Consider the following 23,876-nt stretch of genomic DNA (forward strand, 5'->3'; position numbering starts at 1 on the left):
GCCATGCAAACCTATGTCGCTCTGCTTTACAGCATCGTCCTTGGCGAGGGGCGGCGGGTCGTCATGTCCGATCTCAGGGCCATGGCGGAAGGCCTGGAGCTGAACAACCCGCGCACTCTGGTGGCGACTGGCAATCTGGTGTTCGAGGCGCAAGAAACCGAAATTGCAGCGCTGGAAGGGCGGCTCGAAGCAGCGTTCGAGACAACCTTCAGCCGCCACGTCGACATCATCGTGCGCCGTGCGGGAGACTGGCTGACGCTTGCGGCCGGCAATCCGTTTCCCGCCGAATCAGCTGCCGCGGCAGACCAGGTGGCGGTGCGCGTGATGCGCAGGCCCGTTCCCGATGAGGCGGTCGCGGCGCTGGAGGCCTATGTCGGCAAGAACGAAAAGATGCAGGCGGTCGGCGGCGACATCTGGATCGTCTTTTCCCGCGAAACACCAAGTTCGCGGTTGCTTGCGGCGACGAGCCATAAACGTCTCGGCGTCGGCACTTCGCGCAACTGGAACACAGTGCGCAAGTTGGCCGAGCTGGTCGGTGGGTAGGGCGGGCGGCATTGACGCGCCAATCGCCTTGGAAGCGGAGCTTCCCCTCGAGAAGTTCAATAATTGTTCAATGAGAACCGCGCTTATCGGCGCGCAACGTTGTTCGCTTCGTTTGTCACGTTTGGTGATTCGATTTCAGTCGAATGATGTGAGACACTTGTTTTTTGGGCCTACCTTTTTCAGCGCCGGGCTCTGTTTGCCGGAAACTAATGGCCAGCCGCAAGTTCAACAAGGTTCGATCAAGCATATTGCGATCAAACCGGGAGGAAACGATGGATCGCTTGCAGTTCTTTACGCCTGTGCGGATTTCGCGTGGGCAGAAAAACCCTGCCGAAGAAATTGATAGCGTAGCCGAAGCGATGGAGTTCTTGCGTAAATGGCCAACAGGCCGGCGTGGGCCAGTCTACCAATGTGCGGTGAATTGCTGCTCCGCGGCTCTGGTGGGCCGGATGTCGGCAGAGGAGGCAAGGAAGGCTTTTACCGGCTTCGCCCGCATCACGCGCTTGCTCGACGACGACATGGCGCTGCCGTTGGGTGGCGAAAATATCGATAGCGTACATGCGCTGAGGCGATGAACGTTCATATTTGCACTCTGCCTTGAACGTGGCGCCTTTCGGCAAGGTCACAGCACCTCGACGGAGGCAGTGAACACGTAGCCAACCCCCCGCTCGGTGACAACGAGCTTTGGCTCGCTCGGGTTAACCTCGAGCTTGCGGCGCAGTCGCAATATCTGCACGTCGATACTGCGGTCAAACACCTCTTCGTCGTGAACCCTGCTGGCAGCGAGAAGCTGCTCGCGGCTCAAGATCTGCTGCGGCGATTGCAGGAACGCCGCCAGCAGATTGAACTCCCCGGCGGTCAGCGGCGTTGCTTCGCCCGCGGGCGACTTCAGGCGCCGCATCCGCATGTCGAGTTCCCAGCCGGCAAAGCGATAGCGCATGTGCTTCTTGCCACGCGAACGCTGACGCGTTGACCCCGATCGCCGCAGCACTGCGCGAACGCGCGCAACCAGTTCCCTGAGGCTGAAGGGCTTGGTGATGTAGTCGTCGGCTCCGAGCTCCAGGCCGACGACGCGATCCACCTCGTCGCGCTTGTGGCCGGTGATGACGATGATGGGCGCTTCCGGCGGACTGCCGAGTTGCCGCATGATGTCAAACCCGTCCTCATCTGCAAGCCGCATGTCGAGGATCATCAGGTCCACAGGTCTTTCATCGAGGACGCGCGACATGGCCTGGCTATCGGCGACAGCGCTGACCCTGAAGTTCTCGCTCTCCAGGTAATTGGTGAGCATATCGCGAACGTCGAGGTCGTCATCGACGACCAGGATATGCTTCGCCGCCTGTTCGATTCTACCTTTCGACTGCTCTTCGTGGCGAGTGTTCTGTTCGGCTAACATCTCAGACCGTCCGCACGTATGGAACCCATGATCGAGCCGTTGCTTTATTAGACTTAACGTTGATTTTCGGCGATTTGTTGGTGGGCGCCGACGATCTTCGTTGTCGATACCACAGGCTTGCTCTATGGCGCATGAGCAGATTGGTAAGATTTGGACCGGGCTTTTTGTTCCGCTTTGCCTGGCAGTGGCGGCACCATTTGCGTTGGCTTTGGTCAATCAGCCGGCAGTTCCGATCGGCGAGCCGATTGCTCCGATAACCGGCAGCGGTCCTTCCGATCAGGCGAAGATCGCACTTGGCGAGCGCCTGTTCGACGATGTCCGGCTGTCGCATGACGATGTCGTCGCCTGCAGCGGCTGCCACAGGCTCGATCTCAGCGGCGACGATGGGAGGGCTCGTTCCACGGCGGCGGATGGCGAGCCGCTCGATTTCAACGCGCCGACCGTCTTCAACGCAGCACTCGATTTCCGGCTGAACTGGCGCGGCAATTTCCGCACTGTCGAGGAGCAGAATGAGGCAGCTCTGCTCGATGGCAGGCTAATGAACACGAACTGGGAGGAATTGCTGCCGAAACTGCGCTCCGACCCGGACTATTCGCAGCGATTCGTGACGGTCTACGGCGCCGCCCCCAGCCGGACGGATGTGCTCGATGCCCTGGCCAACTTTCAACGATCGCTGATCACGCCCAATGCCCGTTTCGACCGATATCTCAAGGGAGAGCGCGACGCCATCACGGCGGACGAGGAACATGGCTATCAGCTGTTCAAGGCGTATGGCTGCATCGCCTGCCATCAAGGCGCCAATGTGGGCGGCAACCTGTTTCAGAAGTTCGGCATCTTCCTGGACCCCTTCGCCAGCCAGAAGACCCTCACCGAGGCGGATCTCGGCCGCATCACTGTTACCGGCACCGAGAGCGACCGCCATGTGTTCCGCGTTCCCAGCCTGCGCAATGTCGCGGTGACGGCGCCGTATTTTCACGACGGCCGTACCGCATCGCTCGCAGACGCCGTGAAGATCATGGCGCGGAGTCAGCTTGGCCGGGAGCTCGACCAGCGCGATGCCGATCTCATCGTCAAATTCCTCGGGACGCTGACGGGCGAGTATCGCGGCCGGCCGTTAACCAGTGCAGCCGATCGTCTGCAGCAATGAAGTCGCTACGCATCCTGGCCCCGGTCATCGCGTGCCTGCTCATCGTCCTGACCTACCTCCTGGTGCAAGGCGCGGCTCCTGATGCTGCGCGCCACGAACGCGCGCTCGATGCTCTCAGGACCGTGATCCTCTATAACGCCGCCCTTCAGCGCGACGTGTTGCGGGCACGCGCGGGGCTCCTGCGCAGCTATGATCCGCTTGTGCGGTCGATCGAGAGCCTGGATAGGGCGACGCGGACGCTGCCGGCCGCCCGAGACATCGCAAGCGGCGAAGCACGGGCGGACATCGACCGGCGGGTCGCCGCGGTCGTCGCCGCGGTGCGCGAGGAGGAAGCGCTCGTCGAGGCGTTCAAGTCCGACAACGCGCTGCTGCGGAACTCGCTGAACTATTTCAACTACATGAGTAGCCGGCTCACAACCGAGGGCGACGGCCTTCGAGCGATCGAGATAGGAGCCCTGATGATCGCAATGTCGCAGTTCATCAGCGATCCCCAGCCGGAAGCGGCAAAGGCGGTGACCGCCGCACTCGACCGGCTGGCCAGGCCGTCCGTTAATACCGTGCCCGGAAGCGATGTGCTCTCGCTCGTCTCCCATGGCCGGCTTATCGTCACCAGGCTTCCGGCGGTCGACGATCTCGTCGCCCGTCTACAGACAGCGTCAACGAGCGAACAGGCGCGCGCGCTGCAGGACGTGTATCTCGACGCGCATGGGCGGGCCGCAGCGCGGGCGGCGCGATTCCAGGCGCTGCTCTACATCGCCGCGCTAGTCCTCGCGGGCTATGTGGCCTACCTGTTTGCCCGCCTGCGCCACAATGCGCGGACCCTGCGCGAGCGGCTGGAATTCGAGGGTCTGATCGCCTCGATCTCCACGCAGTTCATCAATCTGTCGCGTGACCGCATCAGGGCCGGCATCAGCAAGGGTCTTGCGCGCCTGGTGGAACATGCCGGCCTCGACGGCGCCCAGATTTTCGTCAGCCGCACCAGCGATGCCGGCTCTTCCGGCAGCTACTTCTATCGCCGTCCGAACGTAAGCACGCCGGCGCACCTGCCGAAGGACATGATCGAGCTGGCTTCACGTTGGACGCTCAAGGACCGCGAGCGGCAAGGCTGCATTCACATTCCTAGTGTCGGCGAGCTCCCAGAGGGTCCAGAGAAGGCATGTCTCCAAGCGTATCAGGTTCGATCCTGGCTGTGCATACCATTGTGGCATGCCGGCGAGCGGCTGGGTTTTCTGGCTCTCGATACCGTCACGCGCGAAAAGCGCTGGGCCGACGACGACATCGCTCTGCTGCGCACCGCCGCCGAGATTTTCGCCAACGCCATCGCGCGCGAGCACAGCGAACACGAACGCGAGACGCTTCAGGCCCGACTCGACCAGTCGCAGCGGCTGGAAGCAATCGGAACGCTCGCCGGCGGCATAGCGCATGAGTTCAACAACATCCTCGGCGCCGTCCTCGGCTATGGCGAGATGGCGCTGGCCGTGTTACTGAAGGAGTCTCGCGCGCGGCGTTACGTCCAGCAGATCATGAAAGCCGGCAAGCGGGCGCAGGACGTCACGGAGCAGATCCTTGCCTTCGGCCGTCGCCGCGAGCGGCAGCACCACGCGCTGCGGGCGGAGCCCGTGGTTGCGGAGGCGGTTGACTTGCTGCGCGCCTCGTTCCCCGCCACGCTTTCGGTGAAGACGCATCTTGTAGCTGCGGATGCCGCGATGATGGGCGATCCGACCGAACTTCAGCAAGTGATCATGAACCTCGGCACGAACGCGGCGCAAGCGATGAACAGCCGCGGCATATTGGAGATCGGTCTCGATACGGCGGAATTCGCGGAGGCCAGGATGCTGTCGCACGGCAACCTGTCTCCCGGCCGCTATGTCGGCCTTGCCGTCAGGGACACCGGCAGCGGCATGGATCAGGCGACGCTCGAGCGCATCTTCGAGCCGTTCTTCACGACCAAGCCGGCGGGGCAAGGCACCGGGCTCGGCCTGTCGACGGTACACGGCATTGTTGCGGCGCATAGAGGTGCGGTGGACGTGAAGAGCCAACCTGGCGAGGGCACGACCTTCGAGATCTATTTTCCGTGGATCGAACCCGCTGCAACCGATGCGGACGAGGGCGAGGGTGCGGTCACCGAGGTTCCTGTCCAGTATGGCAACGGCGAGACGATCCTGGTCGTGGACGACGACGCGTCGCTGATGCAGCTTGCCGAGGAAATGCTCGCTGCGCTCAGCTACGAGCCGGTCGGCTTCGACCGCAGCCCTGCGGCTCTCAGCGCATTCCGTACCGACCCCGGGCGCTTCGACATGGTGCTGACGGACGAGGTCATGCCTGAGATGACAGGGATCGAGCTCTCCGGCCAGGTGCATGAGATCCGGCCGGATCTTCCGATAGTGCTGATGACCGGTTACGGCCGCCCGCTTCGGTCGCGTCAACTAACGGCGGCCGGCATAAGCGAAGTCATCAAGAAGCCGCTGCTGTCGTCCGCCGTCGCACAATGCATTGCCCGCCATCTGCATTGAGGCTGATCAGGTCGGCTGGGTTCTTCGTTACAACTGTAACCAAAATTCCACCTGGCTGAAATCTACCCGTAGCCGGGCTCTTCGATGTTCCTCCCATATGGCTGCCCATTGGCGAGGTAATCGGGAGGTCTAATCCAGATAGATCGATCATGGAGTCAAACAATGTACAATCTGCTTGCCGAACACGCACCTAAGATCCACCGCGATCAGAGCACCACAGATCCGCGTCCCTATGCCTTGGGTTACACGGAAGGCGAATTCAAGCGCCTGGAGCTGCAAGGAGCGCTCATTCACGACCTTACGGAGCATGTCCTGCAAAGCGCGGGGATAGGGCCGGGCATGCGCGTGCTCGACATCGGCTCCGGCGTTGGCGACGTCTCCTTGCTGGCTGGGAAGCTGGTCGGGCCGACCGGAAGAGTGCTCGGCGTCGATCGCTCGGCAGAGGTTGTGGACATTGCCGAGCGGCGCGCCACCGAATCCGGCCAGTGCTACTGGACACGTTTCACCATGGGCGAGCTCGATACGTTCTCGCCCGAGGAGACTTTCGATGCGGTGATCGGCAGGCTCGTGCTGATGTACCTGCCTGATCCGGCCGCAACCCTGCGCAGGCTTGCCGGTTTTCTTCGGCCGGGCGGCATCATCGCCTTCCAGGAAATGGCGATGCCGCTCGCCCGTAGTTTTCCAGAGGCGCCGCTGTTCAGCAAATGCCGCGGCTGGATCATCGAGACGATCGAGCGGGCGGGTTTCGAGGTCGACATGGGTGGCAGGCTGCCCATGGTCTTCGCCGGTGCAGGGCTGCCGGCGCCGCAGATGAATTCCGCCGGCCTGGCCGGCAGCAAGCCCCGCTCGCCGATCTATGACCACATTGCCGGAACCTTACGCAGCCTATTGCCGATGGCCGAGGCCGTCGGTGTCGCGACCGCCGCCGAAATAAAGGTCGATACGCTCGCCGATCGACTGCGCAACGAGGCTGTCGAACAGCGGATGTGCATCATGCTGCCGCCCTTTGTCGGCGCATGGGCAAATACGCCGGGATGACGAACGAAGGGAGCATCGGATGTTCGACACTACCATCAGCGGGCGCGCGGGACATCCCGTCGACCCGCACAATGGCGAGCCTTGCGTCATGGGCGGCACCGTCCCGCCGGGTGTTACAGTGCCGCTGCACAGCCACGCCGACCCGGAGACCTTCATCCAGATTTCCGGCGAGATCGAAGGGCTTTCGCAGTCGCCGGAAGGCTTCGTCTGGGTATCCATCCGGCCGGGCGACATTTTCCATGTGCCGGGCGGGGCGAAGCACCTTTCGAAACCTGTCGGCCGAAGCGGCAGTCATGAATCTCGTCAGCACGTCACGGATAGGCCGGTTCTTCCGAGAAGTCGGCAAGCCGATCATCGAGGAAAACAGGCATTCGGATCCTCCCTCAGCCGATGAGATCCAGCATTTCCTGAAGACCTCCGCGGCATAAGGCTACTGGAATGCGACGCCGGAAGAGAATGCGAGCATAGGTCTTTCACTGACGCTTCCGTGATCTTGGACAGCGTCGGTAAAGCCTTCTCCACGGCAGTACGAGGAGTGAGCCCGGTCCACCATTGCGCGGTAAATTGCTGCCCCGCGGCTCTGGCGGCTCAAGGGCCTGCTTCGAGGAAAGCCTTGGCAAATCCGGGTTGCGCCGCTTCTATGGTTCCATCGGGCAACTTCAAAAGCCGGTCGATTGCGATGCCGTAGAGCCGCAGCCGGTCGTCGAGCAGCCGCGCTGCTTCGTCGACATTGCCCCGTTCGGCCTGCCGCAAGGCGCGGTGCATCACATCCCGCAAGATCAGCCGGAGCTGCAAAAACATCTCGGCAAAAGCTTCCGGATCAGGCACATCGAGCACGCCTTCCTCGCTTCCCTTCCGGAGGAGATCGGCGATTATCGGCATGGCCAGTTCCCTGACCGCCTGGTCAACCCGATGGAAGAGGGCAAGGTTCTCGGGCCGGAAGACGACGAAGAACGTCTTGCGCAGTTGCGGAGCGAGTTCGACGTTCAGCCGCTGCGAGCCCGCAAAGAGCGCATTGAGCCGGCCAAGCCCGTCAAGTGTTGGGTCGTTGAGCATGGGCTGCAGCTCGGTGAAACTGTCGCGTGCGAGACGTGCGGCGAGCGCCTCCAGCAGCGCCTCTTTCGATGCGAAATAGTGGTAGAACGCCCCTTTCGACAGACCGGCCTCGCGAATGATGTCGTTTACCGTCGTGTTGTCGTAGCCATGCTCGAAGAAAAGCCGCTGGGCGCAGTCGAGAAGCTCGGCGGATCGTATTTCCGGCGGCTTTATCACTCGGGGCAAAATCGATCCTCGCTAAGTCCAGGTGGAGCAGAGGAGCACGAACCGTTTCCTTATGCAACTTTTATAGACCGACGGTCGGTCTGGTGCTATGTCTGCCACCCGCCCGACGTTCGGATTCGATGATGGAGGGAGAGTCTTGCGACGGATACGCTGGATTGTCGGCATTGTTCTTGTCGCGGCTGCTGCTGCTTTCGGCGCTTGGTATCTGTGGCAGCCGGCCAAGGTTTCTGTGGTGACGCCACAGCGCGGCGACGCGGCGGAAATCGTTTACGCGAGTGGCTCCGTCGAGCCGCAAACCTGGGCCAAGGTGACTCCCGTGGTCCGCGAGAGGATCGTCGAGCAATGTAATTGCGAGGGGTCGAGGGTTGCACAGGGCGACGTGCTCGCCAAGCTCGACGACAGCGAGGCCCGGGCCGTGCTTGGCGAGCTCGAAGCGCGTCAAGCGCTTGCCCAGGAAGAGCTCCGGCGGCTGACCGTGCTTGCCGAAAGGCGTGCGGCGAGCCAGCAGGCGCTTGATCGTGCGCAGAGCGAGCTTGGCCAGATCGAAGCGCTGGTTGCCGGACAGGAGGCGCGACTCGACACCTACGTGTTACGTGCGCCGAGCGCCGGTGTCGTGCTCAGGCAGGACGGCGAGGTGGGTGAGGTCGCCGAGCTCGGCACGGTGTTGTTCTGGGTCGGCGAGCCGAAGCCGCTGCTGGTGGTCGCCGAGGTCAACGAGGAGGACATACCCCGGGTCGAGGTCGGCCAGCGCGCGCTGCTTAAATCCGATGCGTTCCTCAGGCAGAACCTGGAAGCGGTGGTCGACAGCATCACGCCCAAGGGCGATCCGGTGACGAAGACCTATCGCGTCCGCTTCCGCCTGCCGGACGACACCCCACTTCGTATAGGCATGTCGACCGATGTGAACATCGTCATCCGCGTTTCGAAAAAGGCGCTGTTGATCCCGTCCGTTGCGATGGATGGGAACAAGGTGTTCGTGGTCGAGGGCGACAAGGCCTGGCGCCGTGAAATCCGAACGGGCATTCGCGGCTCCAATGGTATCGAGGTTCTGTCAAGCGTCGATGGGAAGGCAGGCGTCGACGAGAAGGCCCGCGTCATCTCGCCCTATCCCGTTGACCTCGCCGACGGAGGACGCGTGAGCGTCACCGTCGCCCAGGAGAGGTAAGAAGCAACGATGCCGCTTATCTTCGACATCGCCGTCACGCACATTGCCGGCCGCGGTCGCCAGACGCTGGTTGCCGTGATCGGCGTCGCGGTCGGTGTCGGATTCTCCATAGCCATGGCGGCATTGATGCAGGGCGGGCAGGACGATTTCGTCAGGCAGCTCGTCGACACGATGCCGCATGTCGACATCACCGACGAGCAGCGCACCGCCCGCCGTCAACCCGCCGAGGATGCCTTCGCGACAGTCGCGATTTCGGGGCTCAGGCCGCGCGACGATCGCCGCGGCATCATCAATCCGACCGCCGCGACCTCCTGGCTCGAGAGCTGGATTCCCGGCCGGTTCGCGGCAAGCCTCAGAACGCAGGGTGTGATCCGCTATTCCAGCCGCGAAGTGGGGGCGGCGATCATCGGGATCGAACCGGAGCGCGAGTCCGGCGTGTCGCCGATCGTCGAAGACTTCGTCGAGGGCAGCTTTTCGGCACTTGCCGCGGGCGGCAACAACGTGCTCATCGGCGACACGATGGCGAGCCGGCTCGGTGCCGGGTTCGGCGACACGATAACGGCGGTTTCCTCCGAGGGGCTGACGCGCAACTTCAAGATCACTGGCCTGTTCCACACCGGCACCACCGCGCGCGACGAAGGTGAGGCCTATGTGCTTCTGAAGAACGCGCAGATCCTCTCCGCGCGTCCGAACGCCATCAACGAGATCCGCATCAAGCTAGATGATCCCAACCGCGCGCCGGCAGTGGCGCACCGTGCCGAGGCCGAGTTGGGCTACAAGGCCGTAGCGTGGCAGGAGGCGAATGAATCGATCCTCGAAGCGCTCGTCGTGCGCAACGTCATCATGTACACCGTCGTCGGCGCGATCATGCTGGTCGCTGGCTTCGGCATCTACAACATCATCTCCACCATCACGCACGAGAAGGCGCGCGACATCGCCATCATGAAGTCGCTTGGCTTCCCGGAGTCGGACATGCGCCGGCTCTTTCTGCTGGAAGGCGTGGCGATCGGCGCTGCCGGCTCCGTGCTCGGCGGGCTGCTCGGCTTCGCCATGACCTATGGGCTGTCGCTCGTGCGTTTCGAGATCGCCGCGACCGGCCAGGAGATGACCCGGTTGCCGATCACCTGGAGCGTGATGCATTACATCATCGCGTCGGCTTTCGCGCTCGGCTCGGCAGCGGTTGCCGGCTACCTGCCGGCGCGCCGTGCAGCGCGGCTGAACCCCGTCGACATCATCAGAGGCGCATCATGAGCGCGCTCATCGAGACCGAGAGACTAACGCGCGTGTTGCCCGAGACGGTTCCCGTCACGCTGGTCAAGGACATTACGCTCGAGATCAACGAGAAAGAATTCGTCGCCGTCACCGGTCCCTCCGGCTCCGGCAAATCCTCATTGCTTTATCTGCTCGGGCTGCTCGACCGGCCGACCGGTGGAACGTTGAGAATAGGCGGCCGCGACACCGCGCCGATGAATGAAAAGGAGCGTGCGCGGACCCGCCTTTCGATGCTGGGCTTCGTGTTCCAGTTTCATTTTCTACTGCCGGAGTTCACGGCGCGCGAAAATGTCGAAATCCCGATGCGCAGGCTGGGCCGGCTGGCGCGGCCCGAGATGCGCGAGCGGGCCGGGGAGCTGCTCTCATCCCTGGGGCTCGGCGAACATCTCGACAAGCGGCCCGACCAGCTCTCGGGCGGCCAGCGTCAGCGCGTCGCGGTGGCACGCTCGCTCGCCAACGACCCGCCGCTTATCCTCGCCGACGAGCCGACGGGGAGCCTCGACAGCACAAGCTCCGAGCAGGTCTTCGCAATCCTGGAAAATCTGGTGCGCGAGCGCGGCAAGACTGTCGTGGCGGTTACGCATGACCTCGACATGGCGGCGCGCATGGATCGCCGCATTCACATCGTGGACGGGAAGGTCGGCTGATCGGCTTCTCCGGTGACCTAAAGCGCGTCGCGTCTGAAAGGATTCACGCGGCGCGCTTTAAGTTCTTGTTTTTATGCATGTCGTTATCCCAAAACCGCTGCGCACTTTTGGGCGACATGCATTAAGGCAATGGGGCAGGGCGCGTTGACACGCCAGGGGCAGTCGAAGGCCTTTTATGACGCTGCCTTTCTTGTCGGGTCGAATATCGGAATGACGTTGTTGTTGTTCGATGGCCGCTCGCCGGCACCCGTCACCCGGTCGAGGTCGCCGCGCTTGCGAAGGCGGGCCGCATCGAGAAGCATGCTGCCGGCCCAGCGATAGACATTGTTGTCGCGTACCATCTCGCGCATGGGCCGCATGCGCTCGTGCTGTTCGTCTGGCGTCATGGTCAGCGCCCGCAGCAGTGCCTCGCTCATCATGGCCGTATCGTAGGGGTTGACGATCAGCGCCTCCAGGAGTTCGCGCGAGGCGCCGGCAAAGGTGCTGAGCAACAGCACGCCCTGTTCGTCGTCGCGCGCCGCGACGAATTCCTTAGCCACCAAGTTCATGCCGTCATGCAGGCTGGTGACCATACATATGTCGGCGGCGCGATAGATCTCGTAGACCTGTTCCTGCGCGTGATGTCTGATCACCAACAGGACAGGGCTGTAGTCCTCGCTGCCATAGCGCTGGTTGAGCTCTTCGGCGTAACGGCGGCATTCATCGTGGAGTTGCCTATAAGCCGGGAGCGTGCCCCGGCTGGGTGCCGCAATCTGCAGGAGAACCAGTTTTCCAACCCATTCGGGATGTCTCGTGAACAATTCTTCCAGCGCCTGAAGCCGGTCGAGAATGCCCTTCGTGTAGTCGAGACGCTCGACGCCAACGCACAGTTTGACATCCGCTTTCAGCCCGAACCTCTGGCGCAGGCGGGCGCGGCATTCGTTGACATCAGGAAGTTTCGCCAAAAGTTCGGCCGGCCATCCTATGGAGATGGGATAGGCGTGCACCAGCGTCGTCCTTCCGCCGTAGGAGATCGCCGCATCGGCCCGCTCTATACGGCTTTCCAGGAAGCGATCGACGCTTTCGGCGAAATTATTGGCATGGAACTGGGTATGGAAGCCGACGATGGAGCTGCCGAGCAAGCCTTCCAGGATCCGTTCACGCCATGGACAGATGCTGTACACTTCCGAGTTGGGCCATGGGATATGCCAGAACGTGATGACGATCGCCTCTGGCAGGCGCTCGCGGATCATGCGCGGCAAAAGCGCGAAGTGGTAGTCCTGGACCAGCACGATCGGCCGCTCGTTGCGCGCTTCGGCAACCACCGTATCGGCGAACTTCCGGTTGACGGCCTCATAGGCCTCCCAATCCGAGGCGCGAAAGATCGGGCGGGTGAAGGCGATATGGCAAAGCGGCCACAGGCCTTCGTTGGCGAAACCCAGATAATAGCCCTGGTATTCTTCCTCCGTCAGCCAGACCCTGCGCAGCGCGTAGGACGGATTGTCGGGCGGCACCTCAATCCGGTCGTTCTCGTCGACCGTGAGACGGTCCGCCGTTCCGCCGCCATGGGCGATCCAGGTGCCGGCGCACGCGCGGGTGATCGGCTCGAGCGCCGAAACCAACCCGCTGGCCGGCACCACGAGTTCGACGCCATCATCCTTGATGTTGTGAATGTAGGGTTCGCGGTTGGACACCACGATCACCTGCGTATCCGGCAGATCGTCGGCCAGGATCTTGCGCAAGGTGTCGGGCGACCATGCGATCAGCGCTGCATCGGCCGAGTGGCCGTTCTTTTCAAACTCCCTCAGCACTTTATGCGCCGCTTCCGAAGCCGCGTCTTCGCCAGCGGCGTACGTGACCGCAGGTGTGTGGCTTTGGCGCCGACGGGATACCGAGAACACCACGGCAACAGCGGAAATGCCGAGGCTTGCAAGGATCAGAACCCAGAGTACCTCTATGCCATAGTCTGACATTGGAACGACGATTTCCTCCCGGCCGGTCGGTGACCGTTTTTCTCTTTTTCGAATTCGCAGCCGGCCACTGGCGACAACGCACGGATCGGGCCAGCGGTTCCGACAGTTGGAGCGTCGCGATCAGTTCGATGCGCAAAGCCAGGCTAGGTCCGCACGACGAGCGGCACTAACCCCTCATGTCGATCGGAGAGGAAGGCGACGACCCTGTCGCCGACACGCTGGAAGTTGAGGTCGACCACCGTCGCGCCCACGCGCAGATGCCTCAGCGTGAACGTGTCTATACCAATCGGCAGCCTGGGACGGGCGACGCGGATTTCGCTGTCCCAGCCGTCGATTTCCATGCCGAGGCAGGCCTGCATCAGCATGAAGGCGGAACCGGCCGACCATGCCTGCGGCAAGCAGGCGACGGGATAGGCGATCGGTGCTTCGCCCGGCGCGCGGGTAAAACCGCAGAACAGCTCGGGCAACCGCATATTAAAATGGACCGCTGATTCGAAAGTGCTGTTCATCAGCCGGACCACGCTTTCACGCTCGCCGTAGCGCGCCAGACCGGCGCCGCACATGGCGGTGTCATGCGGCCAGATCGAGCCGTTGTGGTATGACATCGGGTTGAAGAACACGGCATCGTCGGCGAGCGTCCTCAGCCCCCAGCCCGAATGGAAGGACGCCGAAAGCAGCTGATCGGCGACCATCTTGGCCCGTACCGGGTCGGGGAGACCGACATAGAGAAGGTGCCCGACATTAGACGTCCGCACCTTGCAAGGCTCGCCGGCGCCGTCGATCGCCAAGGCATAGAAGCCGAGATCGTCCAGCCAGAAATGGCGCTCCACAGCGGCGCGCATGGCCTCGGCACGGCTGTCCCAATGATCGGCCCTGTCGTCCTCGCCGCGGCGACGGGCGAGCGCCGCCAGTCCCCGGAATGCGGCAAAGACATAGCCTTGCACCTCCACCAGGGCAATCGGTCCCTTAGGGATGCGGCCATCTGCGTGGAAGACGGAATCGATGCTGTCTTTCCATCCCTGGTTGGTGAGGCCGGACTCGGCGGCACGTTGATAGGTGACGAAACCGGTCGCCCGGCTTGCCTCCTCGGTCCAATCGGCCGCGGCGCAGAGCGACTGCCACAGGCTGTCGATGAAGGCCATGTCACCGGTACGGTCCGCATAAGCGCAGGCGAGATGGATGTAGAGCGGGGTCGTATCGACGCCGCCATAGTAGCGGCCGAAGGGGAGCTCCCGCAGCGCCGCCATCTCGCCCTTGCGGGTCTCATGCATGATCTTGCCCGGCTGCGAATCGCTGAACGGTGATGTTTCTGTCGCCTGGTGGTGGGCAAGGAAGGCCAGCACGCCTCGCGCGAGGCCCGGGTTGAGCCACAGCATCTGCAGCGCCGAGATCACGCCGTCGCGGCCGAACGCCGTCGAAAACCAAGGGATGCCCGCATAGGGGTAAGGTCCCGTCGCAAGCTCCGTGGTCAGCAGCGCCACATCCGCGCGGGCGCGCTCGATCCATTCGTTGAAAACGCGCCCTGAACTGTGCATCGTGCCGCCATGGCGGCGCTTGGCCCGCATACCAAAGCGAGCCCGGGCCGCGGCGGCGCGGAAACGATCGCGGTTCGGCGCTTCCGCCACTTCGGAACCGACTTCGACATACAGCGCCCTGCTGCTGCGCTTCGTCACGGCAATCAGGAAATCCGCATGGTCGGCCATCAGATGGTCCGGCGCCTGCGAGAACGATATCGCCGACATTCGCGCCAGCCCGTCCAACCCGTCATAGCGAAACAGGACGGAGGTCGCATCCGTCACGGCAGCATGGGCCATCCCGCGCTTCGGCCTTGTCGAGCCGCGCACTTCGAACATGTCGCGGAAATCGGCTGTAAAATGCAGCGAAACGCGGATGGTGGAGTGTTCCTGGCTGTAATTGGAAAGCGTGATGCGTTCAAACAGCCGATCCTGCCAAAGCAGCCTGGTGCGTTCGATATGGATCGCGCCCTGTGGAATGTCCCGGCCGCGGACGCTCTGCATCGGCAGATTGGTCAGGTTGGAGGTGAAGAGGACATTGTCCTGGCTGAGCGACGCGCCGAGCAGTGATGTCTGTCGGCCGCCGACGGTCAGCCGGAATTCGGAAAGCACCCGCGTGTCGTCACGGAAAAAACCGTCGCCGGCGCCGCGGATATCTCCGTAAGCGTCGGCCACGGCAAAACAATCGCCTTGCTTGAGGGCGAACAGCCGGTGCGGCTCTCGAGGTGCGGTGGGGTCCAGGGAGGCAAGTGCCACCGCGGGATCAAGCTTGCGCTCGTCGAGTTGGGTCATTCGTTGCACATCTCTCTCGCTTTGCCCGAGGCAGCGCCGCTCACGACGCTCTTGCTTCGGCCGAGGCGCCGATCAGGCACGCATAGGCGGCCACGTAGTCGCGCGCCATTCTCTTGGCGGAAAACCGCCTTTCGAAGATAGCTCGCACTTTCCGCCTGTCGAGCCGCAGCAAGCCGGGCACCGACGCGACCGCGCCCTCCATGGAATCCACGATGAAACCGGTCACGCCTTGATCGACGATCTCCGGCATGGCGCCGGCGTTCCAGGCAATCACCGGCGTGCCGCAGGCCATCGCCTCTATGACGGCAAGACCGAACGGCTCGGGCCAGTCGATAGGGAAGACAAGGCCGGCCGCCTTGCCGAGGAATTCCGCTTTTTTGTCCTCCTCGATCTCGCCGACATAGTCGACACGGTCACCGTCGATCAGCGGCTCGACCACCTTGTGGAAGTAGGCGCGATCGTCGTCGCCTATCTTTGCGGCAAGCTTCAGTTTCAGCCCCGATCGCAGCGCGATCTCGACGGCACGATCCGGACGCTTGTCGCGCGACATCCGGCCAAGGAAGGCAAGGTAAGGTTCTCCTCGGTTCGTCTCGAAAGTCGGTTCGTAGATATCGGTCGGGAGCCCGTGGTGGATCGTCGCCAGCCAGTTGGCATTGGCGAGCCCCATCCTTTGGCTACGGGAGACGGAGATCATCGGGAAGCGCGGAAAACGCTCGTACGCCGGTGCCAGATCGACATAGTCGAGCCTGCCATGTGGCGTTGTCACCGTCCGCTCCGATATGTGTGAGAAGAAAGAAAAGTGCAGGAAATGACTAAGGTGGAAGTGAATGATATCAAATTGTTGAGCGCATTTTTTCACCTCAGATAGCATCAGGAGATGCGCGGCTGTCTCGGATTTTAGCGGACGCGGATCAAGACGCAGCGCACGCTCGCGACACGGCACCAATTTTGCAGACGTCCTTGTATCGCCGCTGGCGAACAAGGTTACATCATGGCCAAGCTCGACCAAGCCTTCGGTCAGATAGGAGATAATGCGCTCCGTGCCTCCATAGAGCCGGGGCGGCACGGATTCATGGAGCGGCGCCACATGGGCTATTCGCATAGCTTGGCATTTCCCTCAAGGATCATCGCTGAAGTCGAAATGCACCAGCCCCCTGAACGTTCCCGCAACGGCAAAAAGTCGGCCATAGCCGGCGTTCACTCAGCTGGTCCGCTGCCATTTATCGAGCGCCGCAGGCCCCTTGCCGGGAACCAATTGGCTAAGCCGTGAATTCAATAAGGTTGATCGAATGCATCGCGATCGACCGGAAGGAACCAATGGATCGTCTGCAATTCTTTTCGCCGGTGCGAATTTCGCGCGCGCCCGGGCAGCCGGTGGAAGACATTGACGGCGTTAGGGAAGCGATGGCGTTCTTGCGGAAATGGCCAAAGGGGCGGCGCGGGCCGGTGTATCAATGCGCACTGAACTGCTGCGCTGCAGCTCTGGCGGGCAAGATGTCTGCCGAGGAAGCAAGAAAGGCGTTTACGGGCTTTGCCCGGATTACCCGCTTGCTGGACGACGATATGGCACTGCCAATGGACAGCGAAAATAGGGGCAGTGCCTACGCGCTGAGGCGATAGACGCCAGCGAGCTTTGCTTGCCGTTGATGAGCAAAGGAAACCTGCATCAAAGCGCTGGCGATCGTTAGCGCTGGATCGACCATGCGGCACGAAGGTCGTTGGCTTGGGCGGTCCTGACGCCGCAGGCGGTCAACGCGTATTTGGTTGCAGCCACGAGCGCGGCATTGTCCTTGGCGGTTGTGCCGTCGGCCAGAGTAAAATTGTTCTCGAAGCCGACGCGGGCATGACCGCCCAGCAGCGCACCGGCCGTAATGCAGGCGGTTTCCTCCCGGCCGAAGGCGCAGACCATCCAGTGCGCGAAGCGTGGACGGTCATGCGCGAGGAAGGGAAGCAGGTCAGCCGGCCGCGAAACCTGTCCCGGCGTGTAGCGGCCGAGCACATAAAGCACCGGGATGTCGTCAAAAGGCACTAGCCCGCGCTGCTGCATGGCGGCCAGGGCCGACGCCTCCTCGGGCGCGTAGAGGATCATCTGAGGGGCGATCCGCTCGCTCTTCAACCACCACAGGAACTCCGCGAAAGCGGTTTCATGGGAAGAACCGGGCACCAGTTCGCGCAGCGCCAGCGAAACCGCCTCGGGGTGGGCAGCGCGCACCACCGCCATCTGCTCGGCCGGTTGGTATCGGCCGACCGCTTCGCTGGTGATCTGGATGATCAACCGCTCGCCCACCGCATCACGTATCGCTTTCGTCACCTCGCGATAAGCGTGCGCGTCGAGCAAATGGCCGCCGTCGCGATCGCGGACATGCGCATGGATCATGGCGGCACCCGCCTCGAGGCAGGCGGCGGCGGTCCGGGCCAGTTCCTGGGGGCCGATCGGCAGGGCAGGGTGGTCTTCCTTGCCACGCCGCCCACCGTTCGGCGCAACGGCGATTGCCGTCGGCATAATGTGTCCAGGGCCGGCTACATCCCCATCGAATGTCATAGGCTTAATCCAATTGTTGCAGTATTGCGCACTATGTAACATATGTTGCATGATAAGTTCGCTTCAAATCGCGCCATCGTCAATCGAGGAAAGCATGACACACATCCTGCATCGCCAGATCCATGCGACCCTGCCCGTCGTGGCTGGCGGCAAAGGTATCGAACTCTTCGATCGCGATGGCCGCGCCTATATCGACGCGTCAGGCGGGGCGGCGGTTTCGTGCCTCGGCCACGGCCATCCCGACGTGACGGCCGCGCTCCATGCCCAGGCCGACAAGCTGGCCTACGCCCATACCAGCTTCTTCACCAATGGGCCGGCCGAGACACTCGCCGACAGGCTGGTCGCCGGCGCGCCGCAAGGCATAAGCCACGCCTATTTCGTGTCCGGCGGCTCCGAGGCGGTGGAGGCGGCGCTGAAGATGGCACGGCAATTCTTCGTCGAGACTGGCAGGCCCGAGCGGCGAAACGTCATCGCCCGACGCCAGAGCTATCACGGCAACACGCTCGGCGCTCTCGCCACCGGGGGTAACGAGTGGCGGCGTGCGCAATTCCGCCCGTTGCTGATCGACACGCATCACATCGACCCATGCTATGCCTACCGCTACCAGGAAGCCGGCGAGAGCGCGGAGGCCTACGGCCTGCGCGCCGCCCAGGCGCTCGAGGACAAGATTCTCGAACTTGGTCCGGACACTGTCATGGCCTTCGTCGCGGAACCTGTCGTCGGCGCGACAGCAGGAGCGGTGCCTGCCGTTCCCGGCTATTTCAGGCGCATCCGCGAAATCTGCGACCGCTACGGTGTGCTCCTCATCCTCGACGAGGTGATGTGCGGCATGGGCCGCACCGGCACGCTGCACGCCTGCGAGCAGGACGGCGTCGCACCCGACCTGATGACAATCGCCAAAGGGCTCGGCGGAGGCTATCAGCCCATTGGTGCGGTGCTGCTTTCGCGCCGCATCTTCGACGCTTTCGCCGAAGGCTCCGGCTTCTTCCAGCACGGCCACACCTATATGTGCCATCCCATGGCCTGCGCGGCAGCGCTTGCCGTCCAGGAGGTCATCGAGCGGGACCACCTGCTCGACAACGTCAAGGCGATGGGCGCCCATCTCGCCCGGCGCCTCGGTGAGCGCTTTTCCAACCACGCCCATGTCGGTGACATCCGCGGTCGTGGCCTCTTCATGGGGCTCGAGCTGGTCGAAGACCGTTCGTCGAAGGAGCCGTTCGATCCGGGCCGCAAACTACATGCGCGCATCAAGCGCGAGGCGATGGCGCGAGGGCTGCTCGTCTATCCCGCAGGGGGCACGATCGACGGCGCGCGCGGCGATCATGTGCTGCTTGCACCGCCCTTCATCATAGACGCCGCAGCAATCGACGCTGTTGTTGAACGGCTCGGCGACGCGATAGACGCGGCGGTGGCATAGCGCCAGCGCTTCTCATTCCGGCAGATAGGCGCCGAACGCCTGTAGCTCCAGTTCCGTCTCCCTGACACGGGCCGCGGCTGCCGGCCCGCTGCGCGCCAGCATCGTTGCAGCCAGCGCTTCCACGATGGCCATCGCTGCGGCCACCGACGGGAAGAAGGACGGGCTGTCGGTAGAGAAACGCAAGGTAACGTTCGCATGTCGCGCGATCGGAGCAGCCATGCTGTCGGCGACCGCGACAATCGGGACGTTGCGTCGCAGCGCGGCCTCCACCACTGGCCCGAGTTCACGCGAATAGGGCAAAAAGCCGATTGCGACGACCGCTTCCCTCTTTCCAAGCGCTGCGAGTTCCGCCTCGATCGCACCGCCGTCGCCGCCGAGCAGCGTGATCTCGCGCCGAAACATCCGGCAGAGATAGACGAGCGCGTGCGCGGGTGCGCGGCAGCTTCGGAACCCGGCGACGCGTATGCGCTGCGCCTTCTCCAGTATCGCGCAAGCCCTTGCAATTTCTTCGCTGCCGTTGACCGTTTCGGCCGCCGCCAGATTGGCCACCGTCGTCCTCAGCGATTCCGCGAAGATCGCCTCCGACCCGCGCCTGACAAGCGCATCGGCCTTTGCCGCGAAAGGCGCCTTGCCGGAGCGCAACCGGTCCTCGAACGGCTTGCGCAGCGCCGCCCAGTCGCCGAAGCCCAGCCGCCGCGCCAGTCGCACGAAGGTCGTCGGTGTCACCTCCGATCGCGAGGCCAGCACCCGCATGGAAACCAGCGCCACCTCGTCGGGATGATCGACCAGGAACCGTGCCGCTTTGCGCAGTTCCGAGCTCAGTTGGGGGAGTTCGGTCAGTATGCGTGCCAGAAGCGCGTCGAAGCCCATCTCCCGCCTATCCATGTAACAAGCATTTCCCTTGATTGATAAAGCGCAACAATCGTAGCATGCATCGACGTGCCTTGATACAAGAACACCGGACGGCCGCGACGGCACGCTAAGCACCAAGGGAGAATCGGATGAAACATGCTCGGACTGCACGCCACGGAGCGCAGATCGCCGCCTTGTCGGCCGCGCTGCTGTTTTCGGCCAGCGCAATGGCGCAGCAGAATTTCGTGACCATCGGCACCGGTGGCGTCACCGGCGTCTACTATGCCGCTGGCGGTGCTATCTGCCGCCTGCTCAACAAGGATCGAAAGACACACGGCATCCGCTGTTCGGTCGAATCGACCGGCGGATCGGCATTCAACGTGAACACGATCAAGGAAGGCGAACTCGACTTCGGCATGGCGCAGTCCGATGTCCAATACAACGCCTTCAAGGGTGAGGAATCCTTCAAGGAAGGCGGCGCGCATACCGACCTCCGGGCCGTGTTCTCGATCCATCCGGAGCCGTTCACGGTCCTGGCCCATCCGAATGCCAAGGTGACGAAATTCGAGGACTTCAAGGGCAAACGCCTCAACGTCGGCAATCCCGGTTCCGGAACGCGCTCCTCCATGGAACGTCTGCTCGGTGCGATGGGCTGGACGCTGGCCGACTTTTCGCTCGCGTCGGAGTTGAAGGCTGACGAGCACGGCCCGGCACTCTGCGACGGCAAGATCGACGGATTCTTCTACGGGGTAGGCCATCCTTCCGCGAACATCCAGGATCCGACGACCACCTGCGGTGCCAAGCTGGTGCCGTTGACCGGAGAGGTCGTGGATAAGCTTGTCGCCGAGAATCCTTATTACGCCAAGGCGATCATTCCCGGCGGGCTCTACGCCAACAATCCAGACGATACCGGGACTTTCGGGGTGCTCGCCACGCTGGTCACTTCGGCCAAGGTTCCCGATGAGAGCGTCTATCAATTGACCAGGGCGGTGTTTGAGAATTTCGACGAGTTCAAGTCGCTGCATCCGGCTTTCGCCAATCTCGATCCGGCCAAGATGGTGTCGGAGGGGAATTCCGCGCCGCTGCATCCGGGCGCTGAAAAATACTTCAAGGAGAAGGGCTGGCTGAAGTAGGCTCGTGACCTGACGACAGTCCGGCGGGTTCAGCGGACCCCGCCGGCCATCCGCAACAGGAGGCGTCATGAGCGAAGTGAAGGAACAACCGGCCGGCGTCGATCTCGAAGAGCTCGAACAACTTGTCGCGGAGGCCGATACGGGTGGCCGGCATCCGGGCGGGACAGTCGCTCGAATCCTGCTTTGGGTTGCAGTTGCCTGGTCGCTTTTCCAGCTGTGGTACGCTTCGCCTTTACCGTTCGTCTTCGGCTTCGGCATCCTCAACGACACGGAAGCGCGCGCCATCCATCTCGGCTTCGCGCTGTTTTTGACGTTCCTCGCCTATCCGGCGCTGAAATCCTCTCCCCGCGATCGCGTGCCGGTGCTCGACTGGGTGCTGGCCGTGGTCGGCGGGTTTGCCGGCGCTTACCTCTTTCTGTTCTACGCCGAGCTTTCCGGACGGCCGGGCCAGCCGACCGCTCTCGATCTCGCCACCGGCACCGTTGGCATCCTGTTGCTCCTCGAGGCGACGCGCCGCGCACTCGGCCTTCCGATGGTGGTGGTGGCATGTGTCTTCATCTTCTACACCTTTGCCGGCCAGTACATGCCGGACGTGATTCAGCATCGCGGCGCGTCACTCAACAAGTTTCTCAACCATCAATGGCTGACCACCGAAGGCGTCTTCGGGATTGCACTTGGCGTATCGACGAGCTTCGTCTTTCTGTTCGTCCTGTTCGGCACGCTTCTGGAAAAGGCAGGCGCCGGCAACTGGATGATGCAGATCTCCATCGCGCTGCTCGGCCATCTGCGCGGTGGCCCGGCGAAAGTCGCCGTGGTCTCATCGGCTCTCAACGGCGTCGTATCCGGCTCGTCCGTCTCCAACGTGGTTTCAGGCGGCATCTTCACCATCCCGTTGATGAAGCGCACCGGCCTTTCCGGTGTCAAGGCAGGCGCCATCGAGGCTTCGGCCTCGATCAACGGCCAGATCATGCCGCCGGTCATGGGCGCGGCCGCCTTCCTGATGGTCGAATATGTTGGCATTCCCTATTCGGAGATCGTCAAGCATGCGCTGTTGCCGGCGGTCTTCTCCTATATCGCGCTGCTCTACATGGTTCATCTCGAAGCGATAAAGATGGGCCTGAAGACGATCCCGCAACGTCCGACGCCGGCAAGAGAACGGATGCTGCGGATGGGACTCGGAGTGTCCGGCAGCATTCTCGCCGTCTGCATCGTCTATTACGGCATCATTGCTATCCAGGCTGTCTTTGGTGGGGCCGCGCCGCCGGTGCTCGCAATCGCCGGCGTGGCTCTGTACGTCGCCTCCGTCTGGTACTCCTCCCGCTACCCGGACCTCGCACTCGACGATCCGACCGCGCCGATCCTGGAACTGCCGCGCGCCTGGGACGTCACGCGGACCGGGCTCGATTTCCTCATCCCGATCGCGGTGCTTCTGTGGTGCCTGATGGTCGAGCAGATGTCGCCGGGCCTCTCGGCGTTCTGGGCGACCATGTCGATCCTCGGTATCGTCGCCACCCGCAAGCCGCTGATGGCGGTATTCCGCAACGAAAACCTCGCGGCTTCAGTGCGTGCTGCCTGGGACGACCTGATCGACGGGCTGGCGCTCGGCGCCCGCAACATGATCGGCATCGGCATCGCCACGGCCACCGCCGGCATCGTCGTCGGCACGATCACGCTGACCGGTCTCGGCCTGATGATGACGGAACTCGTCGAGTTCATCTCCGGCGGCAACGTCATCCTGATGCTGATCCTGATCGCCGCGATCAGCCTCGTGCTCGGCATGGGTATTCCGACCACAGCAAACTATATCCTGGTCGCGACGCTGATGGCGCCGGTAGTGGTCGATCTCGGCGCGCAGGCCGGATTGCCAATCCCGCTGATCGCGGTCCACCTCTTCGTCTTTTACTTCGGCATCATGGCCGATATCACCCCGCCTGTCGGATTGGCGGGCTTCGCGGCGGCGGCGATCTCCAAGGAGGATCCGATCGCCACCGGCTTCCAGGGCGCGTTTTATTCGCTGCGTACGGCGATCCTGCCATTCGTCTTCATCTTCAATCCGGTGATGCTGCTGATCGGAGTCGATACCTGGCTCGAAACGATCTGGGTGGCGACGGTCTCGTTGATCGCCATCCTGCTGTTTTCCGCCGCGACCATGAACTGGTTCGTGACGAAAAGCCGCCTGTGGGAAAGTGCGGCCCTGCTTCTCATCTGCTTCACGCTGTTTCGGCCGGACTGGTGGCTCAATCAGATGTCGCCGCCTTACGAGGAATTGCCGGCGAGCGAGTTCCTGTCGGCGGTCGGGCAAGCGCCGGCCGATGGCCGCATCAATTTCGTCGTCGAGGGTGTCGACCTCATGGGCGACGATGTACGCAAGACCGTCAACGTGCCGCTCGGCGAGCCGGGTGAACCGCTGAAGCGGCTGCGCGACATCGGTCTCACCATCACGCAAGCCGGCGACGCGCTGATGATCAGCAGTGTCGCCTTCGGATCCTACGCCAAGCGCATCGGGCTGGACGTCGGATACGACGTGGTGGCTGTGCTCAAAAAGGCCGATCAGCCCTCGAACCTCATTCCGATCGGCCTGGCGCTTGCTGCGGCCGCCGGCGTCGCCGGACTGCAATTTGCGCGGGCGCGCAAGCAGGCGGACAGGAAGGAAGCCTGAGCCTGGAGCAGTC

At 62.8% G+C, this 23,876-nt stretch carries 21 protein-coding genes; 14 read left to right on the forward strand and 7 right to left on the reverse strand.

The window, feature by feature from the left end; genetic code table 11:
- Positions 1-3: 3 nt before the first annotated feature.
- Together EJ066_RS23195 and EJ066_RS23200 are read left to right on the forward strand one after the other, a co-directional pair.
- Positions 4-543 (forward strand): DUF1697 domain-containing protein, encoded by a 540-nt coding sequence (locus EJ066_RS23195; RefSeq protein ID WP_126042057.1) that lies wholly within the window; start codon positions 4-6, stop codon positions 541-543.
- A 272-nt stretch (positions 544-815) separates the two neighbouring features.
- Positions 816-1,118 (forward strand): DUF982 domain-containing protein, encoded by a 303-nt coding sequence (locus EJ066_RS23200; RefSeq protein ID WP_126044016.1) that lies wholly within the window; start codon positions 816-818, stop codon positions 1,116-1,118.
- A 47-nt stretch (positions 1,119-1,165) separates the two neighbouring features.
- Here EJ066_RS23200 and EJ066_RS23205 read toward each other — a convergent pair whose 3' ends face one another.
- The gene (locus tag EJ066_RS23205) at positions 1,166-2,155 is read right to left on the reverse strand and encodes a response regulator (protein ID WP_281035436.1); all 990 of its coding nucleotides are present in this window, start codon (positions 2,153-2,155) and stop codon (positions 1,166-1,168) included.
- Between EJ066_RS23205 and EJ066_RS23210 the strand changes: the two genes are divergently transcribed.
- The 4 genes from EJ066_RS23210 to EJ066_RS23225 all read left to right on the forward strand — a co-directional run bounded on the left by EJ066_RS23210 (position 2,142) and on the right by EJ066_RS23225 (position 7,031).
- The gene (locus EJ066_RS23210) at positions 2,142-3,086 is read left to right on the forward strand and encodes a cytochrome c peroxidase (protein ID WP_210211037.1); all 945 of its coding nucleotides are present in this window, start codon (positions 2,142-2,144) and stop codon (positions 3,084-3,086) included. The two genes, EJ066_RS23205 and EJ066_RS23210, sit on opposite strands and share 14 nt — an antisense overlap.
- The gene (locus EJ066_RS23215) at positions 3,083-5,599 is read left to right on the forward strand and encodes a two-component system VirA-like sensor kinase (RefSeq protein WP_126042063.1); all 2,517 of its coding nucleotides are present in this window, start codon (positions 3,083-3,085) and stop codon (positions 5,597-5,599) included. Before EJ066_RS23210 ends, EJ066_RS23215 begins: the two co-directional genes overlap by 4 nt.
- Before the next feature lie 162 nt (positions 5,600-5,761).
- A complete protein-coding gene (locus tag EJ066_RS23220; RefSeq protein WP_126042065.1) occupies positions 5,762-6,637 on the forward strand; it encodes a methyltransferase domain-containing protein in 876 nt (291 codons plus the stop codon).
- 19 nt (positions 6,638-6,656) lie between these two features.
- Positions 6,657-7,031, forward strand: a complete 375-nt coding sequence (locus EJ066_RS23225) for a cupin domain-containing protein (protein WP_126042067.1) — start codon at positions 6,657-6,659, stop codon at positions 7,029-7,031.
- 194 nt (positions 7,032-7,225) lie between these two features.
- On the opposite strand, the gene EJ066_RS23230 is transcribed toward EJ066_RS23225, so the two are convergent.
- Positions 7,226-7,909, reverse strand: a complete 684-nt coding sequence (locus EJ066_RS23230; protein ID WP_245455229.1) for a TetR/AcrR family transcriptional regulator — start codon at positions 7,907-7,909, stop codon at positions 7,226-7,228.
- A gap of 97 nt (positions 7,910-8,006) precedes the next feature.
- Here EJ066_RS23230 and EJ066_RS23235 point away from each other — a divergent pair, with 97 nt between their 5' ends.
- From EJ066_RS23235 to EJ066_RS23245, 3 genes are read left to right on the forward strand one after another with little or no spacing between them, the layout of a single operon-like run.
- The gene (locus tag EJ066_RS23235) at positions 8,007-9,083 is read left to right on the forward strand and encodes an efflux RND transporter periplasmic adaptor subunit (RefSeq protein ID WP_126042071.1); all 1,077 of its coding nucleotides are present in this window, start codon (positions 8,007-8,009) and stop codon (positions 9,081-9,083) included.
- A gap of 9 nt (positions 9,084-9,092) precedes the next feature.
- A complete protein-coding gene (locus EJ066_RS23240; protein WP_126042073.1) occupies positions 9,093-10,334 on the forward strand; it encodes an ABC transporter permease in 1,242 nt (413 codons plus the stop codon).
- Positions 10,331-11,002: an ABC transporter ATP-binding protein gene (locus tag EJ066_RS23245; RefSeq protein WP_126042076.1), complete on the forward strand. Its 672-nt coding sequence runs from the start codon at positions 10,331-10,333 to the stop codon at positions 11,000-11,002. The genes EJ066_RS23240 and EJ066_RS23245 overlap by 4 nt, the downstream gene beginning before the upstream one ends.
- 173 nt (positions 11,003-11,175) lie before the next feature.
- Here EJ066_RS23245 and EJ066_RS23250 read toward each other — a convergent pair whose 3' ends face one another.
- The 3 genes from EJ066_RS23250 to EJ066_RS23260 form a co-directional block, all read right to left on the reverse strand.
- Positions 11,176-12,954, reverse strand: a complete 1,779-nt coding sequence (locus EJ066_RS23250) for a trehalose-6-phosphate synthase (protein ID WP_126042078.1) — start codon at positions 12,952-12,954, stop codon at positions 11,176-11,178.
- A 143-nt stretch (positions 12,955-13,097) separates the two neighbouring features.
- A complete protein-coding gene (locus EJ066_RS23255) occupies positions 13,098-15,260 on the reverse strand; it encodes an amylo-alpha-1,6-glucosidase (RefSeq protein WP_126042080.1) in 2,163 nt (720 codons plus the stop codon).
- A 40-nt stretch (positions 15,261-15,300) separates the two neighbouring features.
- On the reverse strand, positions 15,301-16,362 hold the full coding sequence (locus tag EJ066_RS23260) for a glycosyltransferase family 4 protein (protein ID WP_126042082.1): 1,062 nt from the start codon (positions 16,360-16,362) through the stop codon (positions 15,301-15,303).
- Between EJ066_RS23260 and EJ066_RS31505 the strand changes: the two genes are divergently transcribed.
- Together EJ066_RS31505 and EJ066_RS23265 are read left to right on the forward strand one after the other, a co-directional pair.
- Positions 16,252-16,530, forward strand: coding sequence for a hypothetical protein (locus EJ066_RS31505; protein ID WP_189644584.1), 279 nt, complete (start codon positions 16,252-16,254; stop codon positions 16,528-16,530). The genes EJ066_RS23260 and EJ066_RS31505 overlap by 111 nt on opposite strands.
- Before the next feature lie 47 nt (positions 16,531-16,577).
- Positions 16,578-16,880: a DUF982 domain-containing protein gene (locus tag EJ066_RS23265; RefSeq protein ID WP_126042084.1), complete on the forward strand. Its 303-nt coding sequence runs from the start codon at positions 16,578-16,580 to the stop codon at positions 16,878-16,880.
- Between the two features lie 64 nt (positions 16,881-16,944).
- Here the strand turns inward: EJ066_RS23265 and EJ066_RS23270 are convergent, their stop codons facing one another.
- A complete protein-coding gene (locus EJ066_RS23270; protein WP_245454962.1) occupies positions 16,945-17,763 on the reverse strand; it encodes a 3-keto-5-aminohexanoate cleavage protein in 819 nt (272 codons plus the stop codon).
- Positions 17,764-17,896: 133 nt separating this feature from the next.
- Between EJ066_RS23270 and EJ066_RS23275 the strand changes: the two genes are divergently transcribed.
- A complete protein-coding gene (locus tag EJ066_RS23275) occupies positions 17,897-19,219 on the forward strand; it encodes an aspartate aminotransferase family protein (protein ID WP_126042088.1) in 1,323 nt (440 codons plus the stop codon).
- 12 nt (positions 19,220-19,231) lie between these two features.
- On the opposite strand, the gene EJ066_RS23280 is transcribed toward EJ066_RS23275, so the two are convergent.
- Entirely contained in the window at positions 19,232-20,104 is an 873-nt protein-coding gene (locus EJ066_RS23280; RefSeq protein ID WP_126042090.1) for a MurR/RpiR family transcriptional regulator, read from the reverse strand.
- Positions 20,105-20,220: 116 nt separating this feature from the next.
- Between EJ066_RS23280 and EJ066_RS23285 the strand changes: the two genes are divergently transcribed.
- Both EJ066_RS23285 and EJ066_RS23290 read left to right on the forward strand, forming a co-directional pair.
- Positions 20,221-21,204, forward strand: coding sequence for a TAXI family TRAP transporter solute-binding subunit (locus EJ066_RS23285; RefSeq protein ID WP_126042092.1), 984 nt, complete (start codon positions 20,221-20,223; stop codon positions 21,202-21,204).
- A 67-nt stretch (positions 21,205-21,271) separates the two neighbouring features.
- Positions 21,272-23,863: a TRAP transporter permease gene (locus tag EJ066_RS23290; RefSeq protein ID WP_126042094.1), complete on the forward strand. Its 2,592-nt coding sequence runs from the start codon at positions 21,272-21,274 to the stop codon at positions 23,861-23,863.
- The last annotated feature ends 13 nt before the right edge of the window (positions 23,864-23,876 follow it).

Source organism: Mesorhizobium sp. M9A.F.Ca.ET.002.03.1.2 (assembly GCF_003952365.1).
Taxonomy (GTDB): Bacteria; Pseudomonadota; Alphaproteobacteria; order Rhizobiales; family Rhizobiaceae; genus Mesorhizobium.